Origin of the sequence: Actinophytocola oryzae (genome assembly GCF_004364325.1) — a bacterium.
GTDB classification, from domain to species: Bacteria; Actinomycetota; Actinomycetes; order Mycobacteriales; family Pseudonocardiaceae; genus Actinophytocola; species Actinophytocola oryzae.
The window spans coordinates 109,009-124,689 of the sequence record NZ_SOCP01000012.1 but is presented as its reverse complement, the minus strand read 5'-3'; the positions used below and the strand labels follow the sequence as shown (position 1 = coordinate 124,689).

The window sequence follows — 15,681 nt, the reverse complement described above, 5'->3', positions numbered from 1 at the left end:
CTCGACGCGGCCGGGAGCCGCGTCCGTCCACAGTGGCCAGTCGACGGGGAAGTCGAACGAATGGGACTTTCGCTCGGCCTTGTTCGTGACAACCGTCCCGACCGACGTCATCGTGGAGTCATGACACGAGCACATTCCGTCACCACGGTCGTTATCGCGGCTGTCATCGCAGCCGTCACCCGAGCCGTCAGCGCGGCCAGAACCGACGCCAGTCCGACTCGTCCATGCCGGCCGGGTCGACGCCTTCCGAGCGCGCGGCCTGCTCCGCGACACGGACGGCCTCGGCGAACCGGCGCGCCTCCGCACGCAGCGAGTCCTCCGGGTCGTCGCCGGAGAGTTTGGCCATGGCCGCCGCCGCGAACAGCGGCGAGTCGGGCAGCAGGTCGACTGGGAGACCCACGCGCCTGGTGCGCTGTACCAGCTTGGCGACCAGCGCGGCCGCCGGCTGACCCATGGCCACACCGTCCACACTGGACTCGCGTTTCTTCTCCTGCTGCTTCAGCTGTTCCCAGCGGTTCTCCTGCGAGCGTGCGTCCCGCACCTCGGGATCACCGCCGCCGAACACGTGCGGGTGCCGACCAACCAGCTTCGCGACCAGCTCACCGGCGACGTCGTCGATGGAGAACGGCTCGTCCGACGCTTCCTGGGCGACCCTGGAGTGGAACAACACCTGCAGCAGCACGTCGCCGAGCTCTTCCCGGAGAGCCGCCCTGTCGCCGTCCTCGATGGCTTCGAGCAGCTCGTAGCACTCCTCGACCAGATACTGCCGCAGCGAGTCGTGCGTCTGCTCCGCGTCCCACGGGCAGCCACCCGGCGAGCGAAGGCGATCCATCACGGCAACCGCTTCCAGCAGCCTGCCGCCGTACACCGGCTCGGGGCGGACGACCTCGGCGCCGAGTGCCAGCAGGACAACGGCGTTCGGGTCGTCAAGCTCGGCGGTCAGCAGCACCACGGGGCTGGTACGCGCCTCGTCCGCGAGTGTGGCGGGCGCGTCCGCCGTCGTGTAGACGGCGGACGCCGAACGGACCACCGGCAGTGCCGCGCCCGGGATCGCACCGCCGGGGCCGAGCAGCACCACGGCCGTTCCCGACGGGATGGGCCCGGCCGCCCGCGTCACGACTTGTCGGACGTGGGCCGCACCACGAAGCCGGACACGTCGGCCTCGTTCTTGGGCACGACGGTCAGCGTCACGTCGTTCCAGACGCCGTAACGCGGGCTGATCCTGAGGTCCTGGCCCATCACGTACGGGCGCAGCACGTACCGGCCGAGTGCCGGGAGCTGGCTGCCGTCGACCTGGCTCAGGTCGATGTCGGGGGACATGGTGGCCGCGGTCTTGGTGGAGAGCACCTGCACGACCTGGAAGCCGCTGCCGCCCGAGGCGCCCTGGCTGGCCGGCAGGACGAACACCGAGTTGTCGGGCGCGGAGAGGTACACGCCGTCCGGGGTCTGGCCGGTGTCCTGGTTGATCTGCGGCTCGGCCCCGGCCTTCGCGGCGGCGGCACGCATCAGGGACGCGGCGTCACCGGGGTTGGCGGCCACCTTCTCGGCGAGGTCGCGCGCCTCGTCGCCGTTCTCGATCGAGACCAGGCTGTAGGAGGCACTGTCACGGCCGATGTGTGCCCTGGCCAGCGCGTCGAGCAGCAGCTGGTCGTTGGCGTACGCGTCGAAGCCGCGTGCCCGGTAGACCAGTTCGGGCACCAACTGCTCGGTCGGCACGCTGCTGTCCGCGGACAGCTTCTGGTCGAACGGGTTCTGGCTGCGCAGGTCCGACAGCAGGTCCTGGTCGACCTTGACGCCCTCGCGCTTGGCGACGACGCCGAGCACGTCGTGCACGATCAGCTGGCTGACCGCCTCGCGTGCGACGAGGTCGAGCTTGTGCTGCTGGGCGAGGCTGCGTGCCGCGGGTTCCTTCACCACCTTGTCGACCAGGCTCTGCACCTCGTCGACCGAGATGACGTGGTCGCCGAGAATGACGGCGGAGTTGACCTGGCTTGGCCCGGTGCCACACGCGGACAGCGTCGCGACCAGCACGGCCACGGCGGCGAACGGCGCTACGACACGGCTAAGGACACTCGTCACGGTGGCCAAGCCTCTCACAGGCCCCTACCCGACCGGCGCCGGGGCGATCACAAGGGACTTGAGGAACTTCGCGCACCACTCCAGCAGCTCGACGTCGCGCAGTGGCGGGGCGCCGATCCGGCCGCCCGCGCCGCCCTCGGTCGGCCTCGGCACGGTGATCAACTCACTCACCGGCTTGTAGTTCGCCTTGGGGTGCAGGCGCCTCAACCGGACGATCTGCGAGTCACGAAGCGCGAGCGGCGCGATACGGATGGAGCTGCCCTGCGTCGTCACCTCGCGGACGCCGTGCTCGCGGCACGTCTGCCGGAAGGCTGCCACCGCGAACAGCCGCTGCACCGGCAGCGGCGGCGTGCCGTAACGGTCCTTGAGCTCCTCCTCGACGGCGGTGAGCCCGTCGGCGTCCACCGCGGCGGCGATCTTGCGGTAGGCCTCGAGGCGCAGCCGTTCCCCCGGCACGTAGTCGTGCGGGATGTGTGCGTCGACGGGCAGGTCGACCCGCACCTCGGCCAGCTCTTCCTCCTCCTCGCCCGGTTCGGCGCCCGCGTGCTTGCGGAAGGCGTCGACGGCCTCGCCGACGAGGCGGACGTAGAGGTCGAAGCCGACGCCAGCGATGTGGCCGGACTGCTCGGCGCCGAGGATGTTGCCGGCTCCTCGGATCTCCAGGTCCTTCATCGCCACCGCCATGCCCGCACCCAGCTCGGTGTTCTGGGCGATCGTGGCGAGCCGGTCGTGGGCGGTCTCGGTGAGCGGCGCCTCCGGCGGGTAGAGGAAGTAGGCGTACCCGCGTTCGCGGCCGCGGCCGACGCGACCACGCAGCTGGTGGAGCTGCGCGAGGCCGAGCAGGTCGCCACGCTCGACGATGAGTGTGTTGGCGTTGGCGATGTCGAGGCCGGTCTCGATGATCGTGGTGCACACGAGCACGTCGAACTCGCGCGCCCAGAAGCCCTCGATGAGCTTCTCGAGGCGGTCCTCGTTCATCTGGCCGTGCGCGGTGACGATGCGGGCCTCCGGCACCAGCCCCCGGAGCTGACGTGCGGCCTTCTCGATGCTGGAGACCCTGTTGTGCACGAAGAACACCTGGCCGTCGCGCAGCAGCTCGCGGCGGATGGCGGCGCCGACCTGCTTGTCGTCGTAGGCGCCGACGTAGGTGAGGATCGGGTGCCGGTCCTCCGGCGGGGTGAGGATGGTCGACATCTCGCGGATGCCGGCGAGCGACATCTCGAGCGTGCGCGGGATCGGGGTGGCGGACATCGTCAGCACGTCGACGTGGGTGCGGAGCGCCTTGATGTGCTCCTTGTGCTCGACGCCGAACCGCTGCTCCTCGTCGACGATGACGAGGCCGAGGTCCTTGTAGCGGATACCGGTCTGCAGGAGCCGGTGTGTGCCGATGACGATGTCGACCTCGCCGGAGGCGAGGCCCTCGACGACGGCGTCGGCGTCCGGGCCGTGGGTGAACCGGGACAGGCCCTTCACGTTGACCGGGAACGAGGTCATGCGCTCGGTGAACGTGTTGAGGTGCTGCTGGGCGAGCAGCGTGGTGGGCACCAGGACCACGACCTGTTTGCCGTCCTGCACGGCCTTGAACGCGGCGCGCACGGCGATCTCGGTCTTGCCGTAGCCCACGTCGCCGCAGATGACGCGGTCCATGGGCACGCCACGCATCATGTCGGCCTTGACCTCGTCGATCGCGGCCATCTGGTCGGCGGTCTCGGTGAACGGGAAGGCGTCCTCGAGCTCGCGCTGCCAGGGAGTGTCGGCGCCGAACGCGTGGCCGGGCGCGGACTGGCGGGCGGCGTAGAGCTGCACGAGCTCCGCGGCGATCTGCTTGACCGCCTTCTTCGCCTTGGCCTTGGTGTTCTTCCAGTCGGAGCCACCGAGCTTGTTGAGCGTCGGCAGCTCGCCGCCGACGTAGCGGGACACCTGGTCGAGCTGGTCGGTCGGGACGAACAGGCGGTCACCCGGTTGACCGCGTTTGGAGGAGGCGTATTCGAGAAGTAGGTACTCGCGGGTCGCACCGCCGACGGTGCGCTGGACCATCTCGACGTAGCGGCCGATGCCGTGCTGCTCATGGACCACGTAGTCGCCCGCCCTGAGCGCGAGCGGGTCGACCGCGTTGCGCCTGCGGGAGGGCATCTTCGCGGAGAGGTCCCTGGTGGAGGTGCCGTGCCGGCCGCCGGTCAGGTCGGTCTCGGTGAGCACCACCAGGGCGCACTCCGGGGCGATGAAGCCTTCCTCGAGGGCGCCGCGGACGACGGTGACGATGCCGCCCGCCGGTGGCTCGGCCAGGCCGTGCTCGACGAAGGTGGCCGGCACGTCGGCGTCGGAGAGCTGCTCGACCGCGCGGCGGGCGGTGCCGGCACCGGGGACCACGAGGACGGCGGCGCCGCCGGTGGCGGTGTGGGCGCGGAGGTCGGCGAAGGCGCGGCTGACGTCGCCTCGGTAGCCCTCGACGGCCACGATGTCGAGCTGGACGACGTTCTCGTCGGGGGTGGTGAGCTGGGAGAGCGTCCACCACGGGTGGCCGGTGTCGCGGGCGTGCGAGGCGATCTCGGTCAGGCCGCGGTAGGCGGATGCGCCGAGGTCGAGTGGCGACTTGCCGCCGCCCGCCGCGGCCATCCACGCCGCCTCGAGGAACTCCTGGCCGGTGCGGACGAGGTCGTGGGCGCGGGTGCGGACCTTCTCGGGGTCGATGACGAGGACGTGTCCGCCCTCGGGCAGGACGTCGGTGAGCAGGTCGAGCTCGCCCTCGCAGAGGACGGGGATGAGGGCCTCCATGCCCTCGACGGGGATGCCGCCGGCGAGCTTGGCGAGCATCTCGGCGAGGTGGGCGTCGGCCGAGCCGTTGGCGGCCTGCTCCTCGGCGAGTTCCATGGCGCGCCGGCGAACGTCCTCGGTGAGCAGCAGCTCGCGGCAGGGCGGGGCGTTGAGCTCGGTGATCTCGGTCGGCAGCGAGCGCTGGTCGGCGACGGAGAAGCAGCGGATCTCCGAGACCTCGTCGCCCCAGAACTCGACGCGGGCGGGGTGCTCGGCCGTCGGCGGGAAGATGTCGAGGATGCCGCCTCGGACGGCGAACTCGCCGCGCTTCTCGACCATGTCGACGCGGGTGTAGGCGAGCTCGACGAGGTACTCGACGAGCCCGTCGAAGTCGTGCTCGGCACCCACGGTGAGGTGCACCGGGTCGAGCTTGCCCAGGCCGGGGGCCATGGGCTGGATGAGGCTGCGCACGGTGGCGACGACGACCTGTGGCGGGTCGTCGCCTCGGAGGCGGTGCAGGACCTCGAGCCTGCGGCCGACGGTGTCCGCGCGCGGGGAGAGGCGCTCGTGCGGCAGCGTCTCCCACGACGGGAGGTTGACGACGGCGTCGCGGCCGAGCAGGTCGCGGAGGGCGGCCGTGAGATCGTCCGCCTCGTGGCCGGTGGCCGTGATCGCGAGCACGGGCTTCCTGGCGGCCAGGGCGGCGGTGACCAGTGGCCGGATGGCGGTGGGGCCCTCCAGCTCGAGATTGGCGACCCCGACAGCCTCGGTGATCTTTGTCAGGGCTGGGTCGGGCAGCACTGCTTGCAGCAGACCGGACAGAGACACTGGAAGTAACCCCTCGGAGCACACGTGGACATACCCCTGCCCAGGACGAGCCCGGCGAAGGGGTTCTCACTACCCAGCCTACGTGCCCCGATCCACGGATTTCATGTCGAGGCGACGGGCGGCCGTGAACTGTCCGCCCGCCGGATGCGGATGGGTGGTGGCCCTGCCGCCTGCGAAAGAGAGCCCGATGCACGAACCCGACGAGGACCATGTGACGGTCGTCGAGCGGCGGGCCGCCGATCCTCGTCTTCGACGTAGACATCCACGCCTATCTGGGCATAGCGAGACGGCACGCGAGTAGTGGTGCCGCCCTCGAACAGACCAGGTCGGGCAGTTTCCCCGAGTCGGGGGCCGGGCGTTTCAGAAGCGGGGTGGGCGCTTCTCCAGGAACGCCCGCACGCCCTCTGCGTAGTCGGCGCTCGTCACCGACCTCTCGTAGAGGGCGTGCACGGTCTCGTCCTCGTCGAAGCGGCCTTCGGTGATCCGGTCGATGATGAACTTCGCGCCCAGCACCGAGACCTGGGACCGGCCCGCCATGGTCTCGGCGAGGGTCATCGCCCGTGGGACGACCTCGTCCGCCGGGTGGGACTCGTTGACCAGGCCGATGCGCAGTGCGGTCGACGCGTCGAGCAGCTCGCCCGTGAACAGGATCTGGCGGGCCCACGACGGGCCGACCGCGTCGACGAGCCGCTTCGTGGACGTCGCGTTGTAGACGATGCCCAGCTTCGCCGGGGTGATGCCGAAGCGGGCGTCGGCAGCGGCCACGCGGAGGTCGCAGGCCAGGGCTATCTCGCAGCCGCCGCCGACGCAGACGCCCGTGATCGCGGCGATCACCGGCTTCTCCAGGCCCGCGATCGACCGCTCCCCCGCGTGCACGGCGTCGCTGTAGCGGCGGGCTCCCTCCGGGTCGGCACGCAACGAGGTGAACTCGCTGATGTCCGCGCCCGCCGAGAAATGGTCGGTGCCGCGGATGACCAGGGCGCGCACCGAGTCGTCGGACGCCACCTTGTCCAGGAGGCCCGGCAGGGCCGACCACATCTCGAAGCTCATCGCGTTGCGCTTCTCGGGGCGGTCGATCGTCAGCACCGCCACCGCGCCCGTGCTCTCCAGGTTCAGCGTCACTCGGCCACGGTAGCCAGCGCGGCACGCAGCGCCGCCATGTCGTCGGTCACCCTCGCCTGGCGGTCGTGCAGCTCCCGCCTCGTGCTCGCGAACAGCTCCACACGCTCGGCGACGTCCGCGCGGAGCCTCTCCCGTTGGGTCACCGCGTGCTCCGCCGCCTCCCGACGCAGCCTCGCGTCGGTCATCAGCTGATACACGCCCACACCCACCGCACCGAGCGCCACGAACACCCAGCCCCATCCGGCGACGACCGCCAGCACCACGAACAGGACCGCGACCACACCGGCCCCGATCGCCGCCTGCCTGCCCCTCGACTCGGGCCTCGACACCTGCCCCACCATGTCCTCGGCCTTCTGGAGCGATGTCCCGTCCGCCTCCGTCGGGGTGATCGTCACCTGGCCGTAGCGGCTGCGGTAGGTCACCGTCGCGGGCGGCTGGGTGCGCGTAGCCGCCTCGAACTTCTCCGCCACCGACAGCACCACCGCGGCACTCGCACGCAGAGCCAGTGCCCTGCGGCCCTTCCGCTCGGCCACCAGGTCCTCGCGCAGCAGGTCCGTGGCCTTCCCGACCTGGCCGTCCCACGTCCGCGACTCGGCGCTCGTGCCCTCGATGACCGCCCGCAGCTCCCGCTCCCGCACCAGCAGTGGCAGCTCGACCGGGCTGCCCTCGTCGATCAGCAGGTCGAGCGTCCGCCGCACCAGCGGGTCCGCGGTGGCCTCCCGCTCGCCGGTGTGGGCGTCCAGAGTGGACGTCACCCAGTCCCGCAGGCCCGTCAGCCTGTCGGCCGCCTGCAGGGCCGTCACCAGGTCGGCGACGCCGTCGAGGTCCCTCGGCATCTCCACCTTCGTCGGCGACGACGACGCGGCCCGCAGCGTGTCCTCGAGCGAGGAGTCGGCGAGCTTGCTCAGCAGCGACCCGCACTCCGACCAGCCCCCCGGCCCGAAGAAGCCGTCCGCTGCGAGCAGCCACATCGCGCGCTCGTACCTCGACACCGTCTCCGACAGCGCAGGCACGACCTCGCCGAAGGCCTGCGGCGTGCCACCGACCGAGGACGCGAACAACGCGTGGAAGGCCTTCGTACGCAGCGGGTCCCTGGCTTCGGCGAGCGACAGCGCCTCCGCGTCGACCACGCCGTCGGCCACGCCGCGCAGTGCGACGAGCGCGGGCGCGAGCCAGTAGCCCTCCGCGTCGGCCACGTCGACGACCGGCTCGCCCGCGAGCAACCGCTTCATCTGGTGGCGCACCCGGCCGTGCGCGTGGAACAACGCCAACGTCACCCGCAGGTCGCTGATCTCGACGAACGCGTCGAACGCCGCCGAAAGCCTGGTCAGGCGCTGTTCCAGCGAGCCGCTGACCTTCGACAGCTCCGACTTCAGCCGGGCCGTCGACGCCCGTGCGGCCGACAGCGACGAGCTCACCGAGGTCAGCTCGTCCTCGAGCCCCGAGAGGCGCTTGTTCTGCTGCCAGTCAGTCCAGTAGTTGTCGCTCATCCCGGTTCCTCCCTCGGCGCCACCACACAACAGTGCGACGCGCGACCGGGCATTCTGGACTCATGCGAACCCGGACGAGTTTCGCCGTTGTCGCGACCGTGCTCGCCACCCTCACCGCCTGCACCGACAGCCCCGCGCAGCGTGACGTCGGTCAGGTGCCCGGCACGAGCGAGCCGACCTCCCCGAGCAGCGCGCAGACGCCGCAGCTCAAGGTCGAGACGGTCGCGGGCGGGCTCTCCCACGGCTGGGACATCGGCTTCCTGCCCGACGGCAAGGTCCTCGTCTCCCAGCGCCCCGCCAAGATCGCGCTCCTCTCCGGGAGCGCGCCGGGCGCGACGACCACCGAGCTGAAGGCCGACCTGTCCGACGTGCTCGTCCAGGGCGAGGGCGGTCTCCTCGGCCTGGTCGTCCACCCCGACTTCGAGCAGTCCCGTGAGTTCACGACCTGCCAGACCCACACCGAGAACGGGCAGCCGACCGACATCCGCCTGGTCACCTGGCGACTGTCCGAGGACGAGAAGGTCGCCACCCGCGTCAAGGACCTGCTCACCGGCCTGCCCCTCAACCCGTCCGGCAGGCACTCCGGCTGCAGGCCGACGCTCGCCCGCGACGGCGCGCTGCTGGTCGGCACCGGCGACACCGCCAGAGGCAACATCTCGCAGGACCGCACGATCCTCGGCGGCAAGGTGCTGCGCCTCGACCTGGACACGGGCGAGCCCCTGCCGGACAACCCGTTCGTCGGCTCGGACAACGAACGCGAGCGCTACGTCTACACCTACGGCCACCGCAACATCCAGGGCGTGGCACTGCGGCCGGACTCGGACCAGGTGTTCACCGCGGAGCACGGCCCGGACAAGAACGACGAGGTCAACCTCGTCCAGGGCGGGAAGAACTACGGCTGGGACCCGTCCCAGGGCGGCACGGTCGGCGGCTACGACGAGGGCGTGCCGATGACCGACCTCGGCCGCTTCCCGGACGCCGTGCCGTCGAAGTGGCAGACCGGCGACCTCACCGAGGCGGTGTGCGCGGCGACCTTCCTGGACGGCAGCCAGTGGGGTGCGCTCGACGGCGCCCTCGTGATCACCGCGCTGAAGGGCGCGAAGGTGATCATCCTGTCGCTGTCCGAGCAGGGTGACGTGACGTCGGTTTCGGTCCCGAAGGAGTTCGACTCGACCTTCGGCAGGTTGCGTGCGGCACGAACGGGGCCCGACGGCGCGCTCTACATCACGACCAGCAACGGCGACGACGACAAGCTGCTGCGCGTCACGCCCGCCTGAACCCGGCACACCGCCTGCGCGTAATAAGAGCGCATGAGCACCTTCCCGCAGCCGTTGCTCGACGCCCTGGCCGAGGACCCGAGGCGGACGGTCCTCGAACACGGCGACCGGAAGGTCTCCTCGGGCGAGCTGCTCGCGACCGTCCGCCGCATGGTCGGCGCGCTGGAAGAGAACGGGCTCGGGCGCGGGAGCGGGGTCGCCATGCTGACCGGGGTCTCCCCGGAGGCGTTCGCGGCGTACCTGGCGGCGGCGGTCGCTGGCTGCCGGGTGATCGGTGTGCGGCCCGGGTACCCGCCCAACCAGCTGCGGCACGTGCTGACCACCGGTGTCGACGTGCTGGTCACCGACGGCCCGACCATCTACGGCAGGACCATCACGGTCGCGGAGCTCGCCGACGGCCCCCGGCGCGACCTCGATCCCGCCGGCGGGCCGGACGACGTGGCACGCCTGATCTACACGAGCGGCAGCACCGGCACGCCCAAGGGCTGCATGCAGAGCTACGAGGCCATGTCCCACCACTGGTCGTGGGCGCCGGACATGTGGGACGACGACACCCGCGACCTCGCGGGCCACGGCGAGCGGTACCTGCTGTTCGGCACGCTCGCGTCCGCGGTCGTGCAGGACTACGTCGTGCTCGCGCTGCACAGCGGCGGCACCGCGGTCATCCCCGCCGTGGACGAGCCGCTGCCCTACGCGATACAGCGGTACGGCATCACCGGCACGATCCTGAACGTCCCGCGCCTGTACCAGTTCCTCGACATCCTGCGTGCCCGCGACGTCGACACGTCGTCGCTGAGCGGCATGGTCGTCGCGGGCTCACCGCTGCCGCCGCACCGCTTCAAGGAGGCCGTCGACCGGCTCGGCCCGGTGGTGTACCAGGCGTACGGCCAGAGCGAGACCGGCAACCTCACCCTGCTCACGCCGGCGCACATCGAGACCCACGGCCCGGACATCCTGTCCTCGGTCGGCAGGCCGCACGCCCACGTCGACGTCGCGGAACGCGACGGCGAGCTGTACGTCCGCACCCGCTACGCCATCTCCGGCTACTGGGCGGACGATGAGGAGACCGCCGACCTGCTCGCGGACGGCTGGGTTCGCACCCGCGACCTCGGCCACCTCGACGAACGCGGGTTCGTGCACCTCACCGGCCGCGCGCGGGACGTGATCATCGTCAACGCGACGCCGTACTACGCGGGTCCGATCGAGGCGGTCCTCGCGGCGCAGCCGGACGTCGACCAGGCCTACGTCGTCGGGGCGCCGGACGAGCTGACAGGGGAGGCGGTGCACGCGTTCGTGGTGGCGGCCCCCGACCGCGTCCCGTTCGACGACGCGCTGCGCGGCGCCGTCCTGGACGCACTCGGCCAGGCCTGCGTGCCCAAGACGATCACCCTCCTCTCGGAGGTGCCCGTCGCGAACAGCGGCAAGCCCGACAAGCACGCACTCCGCGACTCACTGCGGTAAACGCCTGGACGCGTCCGGGACGATGGAGGGCGTGCCGGACCCACAGGACCTCGACGCGACCACCGTGGCGCGACTGATCGCCGCGCAGTGTCCACAGTGGGCGGACGAGCCACTGCGGCCCGTCGCGAAACCCGGTGTGGACAACTCCACGTTCCGCCTCGGCGACGACAAGATGGTGCGGCTGCCCCGGTTCGAGCGGTGGATCGGCCAGGTGACCCGCGAGCAACGCTGGCTCCCTTGTCTGGCGCCGCATCTGCCGCTGCCGGTGCCGAGACCACTCGCACAGGGCGAGCCTGCCGAGGGTTTCCCGTACCCGTGGTCGGTGTACGAGTGGCTGCCCGGCGAGCCCGCGGACGCCGCGGAACTGACCGACCTGCGCCAGGTGGCCGTCGACCTCGCCGAGTTCCTGCTCGCACTGCGGGCGGTCGACGCGACGGACGGCCCGCCACCCGAGTCCAGCAACGGTTTCCGCGGCTGCGACCTCGCCGACGAGCGTGACTCGCCGGTCGTGCGGTCCTACCTGGCGTCGCGCATCGACCGGCTCGACGGGATCCTCGACACGGGTCCGGTCCGCGAGCTGTGGGACGAGGCACTCGCGACCCCCGTGTGGTCCCGTTCGCCCGTCTGGGTCCACGGCGACCCGGCCCCGTCGAACCTCCTGGCCCGCGACGGCCGCCTCAGCGCGGTGATCGACTTCGGCACCCTGGCCGTCGGCGACCCCGCCGTCGACCTCATCGCCGCGTGGACCCTCCTGGACGCGGACAGCAGGAAGGTCTTCCGCGACAGGCTCGACGTCGACGACGACACCTGGACACGCGGTCGCTGCTGGGGTCTGTCCGCGACACTGCCCGACCCCGCGACCATGACCGAGAAGTCCGTGGCGGACCTGAACGCGGTACTGGCGGACCGCTAGGCGACGGGACCGTTCTCCAGATGGGACAGTCCGTTCCACGACAGGTTCACCAGGTGCGCGGCGACCTCCTCCTTGCGGGGCTTGCGCACGTCCAGCCACCACTGCCCGGTCAGCGCGACCATCCCCACCAGCGCCTGGCTGTACAGGGCGGCGAGCTTCGGGTCGTAGCCGCGCGAGCTGAACTGGACCCCGAGGATGTCCTCCACCTGCGACGCGATGTCGTTGAGCAGCGACGAGAACGTCCCCGTCGCCGACGCGACCGGCGAGGCACGCACCAGGATCCGGAACCCGTCCGCCGAGCCCTCGACGTAGTCGAGCAACGCGACGGCCGCGCGTTCCAACAGCATCCTGGGATGTGCTTCCTCGGCGAGTGCCGAGGTCATCTTCGCGAGCAGGTTGTGCATCTCCCGGTCGACCACGACCGCGTACACGCCTTCCTTGCCGCCGAAGTGCTCGTAGACCACCGGCTTGGACACGTTCGCCCGGTGGGCGATCTCCTCGACCGACGCACCGTCGAACCCCTTCTCCGCGAAGAGGGTCCGCGCGACGTCCAGCAGCTGCTGGCGCCGTTCCTCACCCGTCATCCGTACGCGAGGTTTCGGCGCCTCCCCTCGTCGGGGAGGCGCCGAACGTGCGCGTTCCCGCCGCCTGACTGCCACTTCGCTCACCCTAGGCGCAATTACCGACAGCAGACGGGTTAATTACGCTTCCTGCCCTGCCGAGATCTTCGCGAGGCGCTGTGGCGTCGGCCAACGGACGCTGTGCACCCAGCCGAACTTCTCGAAGAGCCAGATCATGCGGGCCGAGGTGTCGATCTGTCCCCTCTTGACACCGTGGCGCGCACAGGTCGGGTCGGCGTGGTGCAGGTTGTGCCACGACTCGCCGAAGGACAGGATCGCGAGCGGCCACACGTTGGCGGCCCGGTCGCGGGACACGAACGGCCGGTCGCCGATCATGTGGCAGATCGAGTTGGTGGACCACGTCACGTGGTGCAGGATCGCGACCCGCACGAGGCCCGCCCAGAAGAACGCGGTCAGCGCGCCCCACCAGGACCAGGTGATCAGGCCACCCGCGACCGCGGGCAGCAGGAACGTGACCGCCGTCCAGACCGCGAACAGGTCGTTGACCTTGACGATGTCCTTGTCGGCCATCAGGTCCGGCGCGAAGCGCTCCTTGTTGGTGATGTCCCGGTCGAACAGCCAGCCCATGTGCGAGTGCCAGAAGCCCTTGGCGATCGCGACCGGGCCGGTGCCGAACAGCCACGGCGAGTGCGGGTCGCCCTCCTTGTCGGAGTAGGCGTGGTGGCGGCGGTGGTCGGCGACCCAGATGATCGGCGGGCCCTGCACCGCCATGCTGCCCGCGACGGCGAGCGCGATCTTCAGCGGCCGCTTGGCCTTGAACGAACCGTGCGTGAAGAAACGGTGGTAGCCGATCGTGACGCCGTGGCCGGTGATCTCGAACATCACCACGGCCAGGATCACGTCAGTCCAGGTCAGCCCCCATCCCCACGCCAGCGGAACCGCGGCGATCAGCGCCGCGAACGGCACGAAGATGAAGACGTACACCCCCAGCTGGACATAGTTGTTGCGGCTGCCGACCGTGATCGGCTTCGGGCCCCCGTTGGGCGGCGCCGCGCCGCCTGATGTCTCGTCGAGGGTCGTCGTCATATAGCTACCCCGTCTTCTTCACGTCGACTTAGGCGAGCCTCGCCTACGGAACCGTAACTTACGTGTCCCAATGAACCAGGCAAGGTCCCCACCCCGCCACTCGCGTGATCCACGTCACACCCATTTGGACGCGCTTGGGGGTAGTTGGCCGGGTACTGATGCCACGGCGACAGCGCACATGCCACGATGTCCTACCGAGGGTGACAACCATCGCCCTCGATCCGCCGTGGTGTAAAGGCAGCACCTCAGATTTTGGTTCTGATGGTCCAGGTTCGATCCCTGGCGGCGGAGCTGCTCGTGCCGAGGCGGGCAAAGGTTCGATGGTGTGAAGGTGGCAGCCGCGTGGTTGGCGAACGGGACGATCTCGTCGCGTTGGACGAGCGCTCTGACGCGTGGCTGGTGGGCAGGTCGAGAGAGCTCCTCGCCATCACCCAGGCGGGCGAGCGAGCCGATCCCGGCCGCCACATCGACGAGATGGACCGCCTCCTCGACCAGGCACGCCAGCGCGGCGAGGAGCGGATGGTCGGACAGCTGCTGCGTGCCGCGACCGCCATCCGCGTCGTCGACTCCAGCACGGCCGAGGCCGCGAGCGACATGGTGGAGGAGTTCCTCGACCACGCCCGCCGCAACGACCTGCTCGTGCTCCAGGCCGACGCGCACGCGCTGCGTGGCCTGCGCCTGCTGCTGATCGGCCGCGAGGACGACGCGCTTTCCGAGGTCGCCGTCGGGCTGGCGATGCTGGACGAGAAGATCGCACCGGACCTGGGCTTCGGCAGCCGCGCGTGGCACGTGCTCATGGCCTCGACGCTCATGGACCTCGGCACCGTGCTCGGCCAGCTCGGCGTGTACGAGACCGCCGACCAGGTGATGAAGAAGGCCAACCGGCACATCCGCAACGGCGCCGGGTCGCACGACATCTCCGTGCACCTGCTCACCAGGACCCGGCTCCAGCTCGGCTGGGGCCTGCGGCTGGAACGCGCGGGCGACGCCACGGCCGCCGCGGAGCACTTCGCCGAGGGCGCGGCCATGGCGGAGGCCATCGAGCTGCCGTTCCGGGAGTCGCTGTTCCGCAGGCGCAACGACCAGACCGCGGCGGAGCAGATGCCGGTCATCGGCGCGGCACACGCGCTCGCCAACCCGGCGGACAGCCACATCGACCGGATGATCCGCCTGCTGGAGATCTCCCCGCCCCGCGAGCTGATCTTCGTCGGCATCGCGCTCGCCCGCTGCCTCGAGAAGTCCGGAATGGTCGAGGAGGCCATCAAGACGGTCGGCGCCGTGCAGAAACGCATGCACAGCTCGCCGTCGGAGCAGGGGTTGTACCTCTGCCTGGTCCGCGAGTTCACCCGGCTGTCGGAGTACGGCCCCAACGACGGTGGCGAGCGGACCGTCAGCGCGCTCCAGCTCTACGTCACCGAACTCGAGGCGCAGCTCTCCGACGACCGGAAGTCCCGCAAGGCCACACTGGACACCCGGCGTGAGCACGAGCGGCTGTCCCGCAGGCACGGCACCGTCGCCAAGCAGGCGCTGCAAGACCCGCTGACCGGGCTGCCCAACCGGCGTGCGCTGGACGAGCGGCTGGCGGAGCTGGCCGCCGAGATCGGCGACAAGCCACTGGCCATTGCGCTGGTCGACCTCGACGGGTTCAAGGGTGTCAACGACCGGATGTCGCATGCGGACGGTGACGACGTGCTGCGGGTCATCGCCTCGACCGTGCGGGACACGCTGCGCGGGTCGGACATGGTCGCCCGTTACGGCGGCGACGAGTTCATCGTCCTGCTCCCCGGCGCGCCGCTGACACCGGCGACCGCGGCACTGCGCCGCGCGGCGGACGCCGTGAACGCCCTGCCGCAGGACCTGTCGCGCGGGGTGACGCTGTCGGTCGGCGTCGTGTCGCTGCGGCCGGGCGAGTCGGCGGCGCGGGCCCTCGCGCGGGCGGACGCCGCGATGTACCAGGCGAAGCGGGCGGGCGGCAACGACGTCGTCGCGATCTCCGAGGAGGAGCCGGAGCCCGCGGAGGAGACCGCGGCCACGCCGTAGCGGGACTCCGCGAACCAGCCGCAACACCCCAGAACGCGCCTTTCAGGACA

General features: G+C 70.7%; 11 protein-coding genes and 1 tRNA gene. 5 read left to right on the top strand and 7 right to left on the bottom strand.

The window, feature by feature from the left end; genetic code table 11:
- Positions 1–187: 187 nt before the first annotated feature.
- From CLV71_RS29645 to CLV71_RS49540, 5 genes are all read right to left on the bottom strand, one after another.
- Positions 188–1,117: a nucleoside triphosphate pyrophosphohydrolase gene (locus CLV71_RS29645; protein ID WP_133906170.1), complete on the bottom strand. Its 930-nt coding sequence runs from the start codon at positions 1,115–1,117 to the stop codon at positions 188–190.
- Positions 1,114–2,079 (bottom strand): hypothetical protein, encoded by a 966-nt coding sequence (locus tag CLV71_RS29640; protein ID WP_133906169.1) that lies wholly within the window; start codon positions 2,077–2,079, stop codon positions 1,114–1,116. Before CLV71_RS29640 ends, CLV71_RS29645 begins: the two co-directional genes overlap by 4 nt.
- A 24-nt stretch (positions 2,080–2,103) precedes the next feature.
- A complete protein-coding gene (gene mfd / locus CLV71_RS29635; RefSeq protein ID WP_133906336.1) occupies positions 2,104–5,655 on the bottom strand; it encodes a transcription-repair coupling factor in 3,552 nt (1,183 codons plus the stop codon).
- Positions 5,656–6,021: 366 nt separating this feature from the next.
- Positions 6,022–6,783: an enoyl-CoA hydratase/isomerase family protein gene (locus tag CLV71_RS29630; RefSeq protein WP_243866792.1), complete on the bottom strand. Its 762-nt coding sequence runs from the start codon at positions 6,781–6,783 to the stop codon at positions 6,022–6,024.
- The gene (locus CLV71_RS49540) at positions 6,780–8,273 is read right to left on the bottom strand and encodes a hypothetical protein (RefSeq protein WP_243866791.1); all 1,494 of its coding nucleotides are present in this window, start codon (positions 8,271–8,273) and stop codon (positions 6,780–6,782) included. The genes CLV71_RS29630 and CLV71_RS49540 overlap by 4 nt, the downstream gene beginning before the upstream one ends.
- A 62-nt stretch (positions 8,274–8,335) precedes the next feature.
- Between CLV71_RS49540 and CLV71_RS29620 the strand changes: the two genes are divergently transcribed.
- Genes CLV71_RS29620 through CLV71_RS29610 form a run of 3 tightly spaced genes read left to right on the top strand, consistent with a single transcriptional unit; the run spans position 8,336 to position 11,924 of the window.
- Positions 8,336–9,550 carry a PQQ-dependent sugar dehydrogenase gene (locus CLV71_RS29620; RefSeq protein ID WP_133906167.1) on the top strand — a complete coding sequence of 405 codons (1,215 nt, stop codon included), beginning with the start codon at positions 8,336–8,338 and terminating at the stop codon, positions 9,548–9,550.
- A 33-nt stretch (positions 9,551–9,583) separates the two neighbouring features.
- Positions 9,584–11,011, top strand: coding sequence for a class I adenylate-forming enzyme family protein (locus tag CLV71_RS29615; protein ID WP_133906166.1), 1,428 nt, complete (start codon positions 9,584–9,586; stop codon positions 11,009–11,011).
- Between the two features lie 31 nt (positions 11,012–11,042).
- Complete coding sequence (locus tag CLV71_RS29610; RefSeq protein ID WP_243866790.1) at positions 11,043–11,924, top strand: aminoglycoside phosphotransferase family protein; 882 nt, start codon at positions 11,043–11,045, stop codon at positions 11,922–11,924.
- Here the strand turns inward: CLV71_RS29610 and CLV71_RS29605 are convergent.
- Both CLV71_RS29605 and CLV71_RS29600 read right to left on the bottom strand, forming a co-directional pair.
- Entirely contained in the window at positions 11,921–12,508 is a 588-nt protein-coding gene (locus tag CLV71_RS29605; protein ID WP_133906164.1) for a TetR/AcrR family transcriptional regulator, read from the bottom strand. The genes CLV71_RS29610 and CLV71_RS29605 overlap by 4 nt on opposite strands.
- Positions 12,509–12,625: 117 nt before the next feature.
- On the bottom strand, positions 12,626–13,591 hold the full coding sequence (locus CLV71_RS29600) for an acyl-CoA desaturase (protein WP_133906163.1): 966 nt from the start codon (positions 13,589–13,591) through the stop codon (positions 12,626–12,628).
- A gap of 220 nt (positions 13,592–13,811) precedes the next feature.
- On the opposite strand from CLV71_RS29600, the gene CLV71_RS29595 reads away from it, so the two are divergent.
- A tRNA-Gln gene (locus tag CLV71_RS29595) sits at positions 13,812–13,882 on the top strand.
- A 51-nt stretch (positions 13,883–13,933) separates the two neighbouring features.
- Positions 13,934–15,631 carry a GGDEF domain-containing protein gene (locus tag CLV71_RS29590; RefSeq protein WP_243866789.1) on the top strand — a complete coding sequence of 566 codons (1,698 nt, stop codon included), beginning with the start codon at positions 13,934–13,936 and terminating at the stop codon, positions 15,629–15,631.
- Positions 15,632–15,681: the final 50 nt, after the last annotated feature.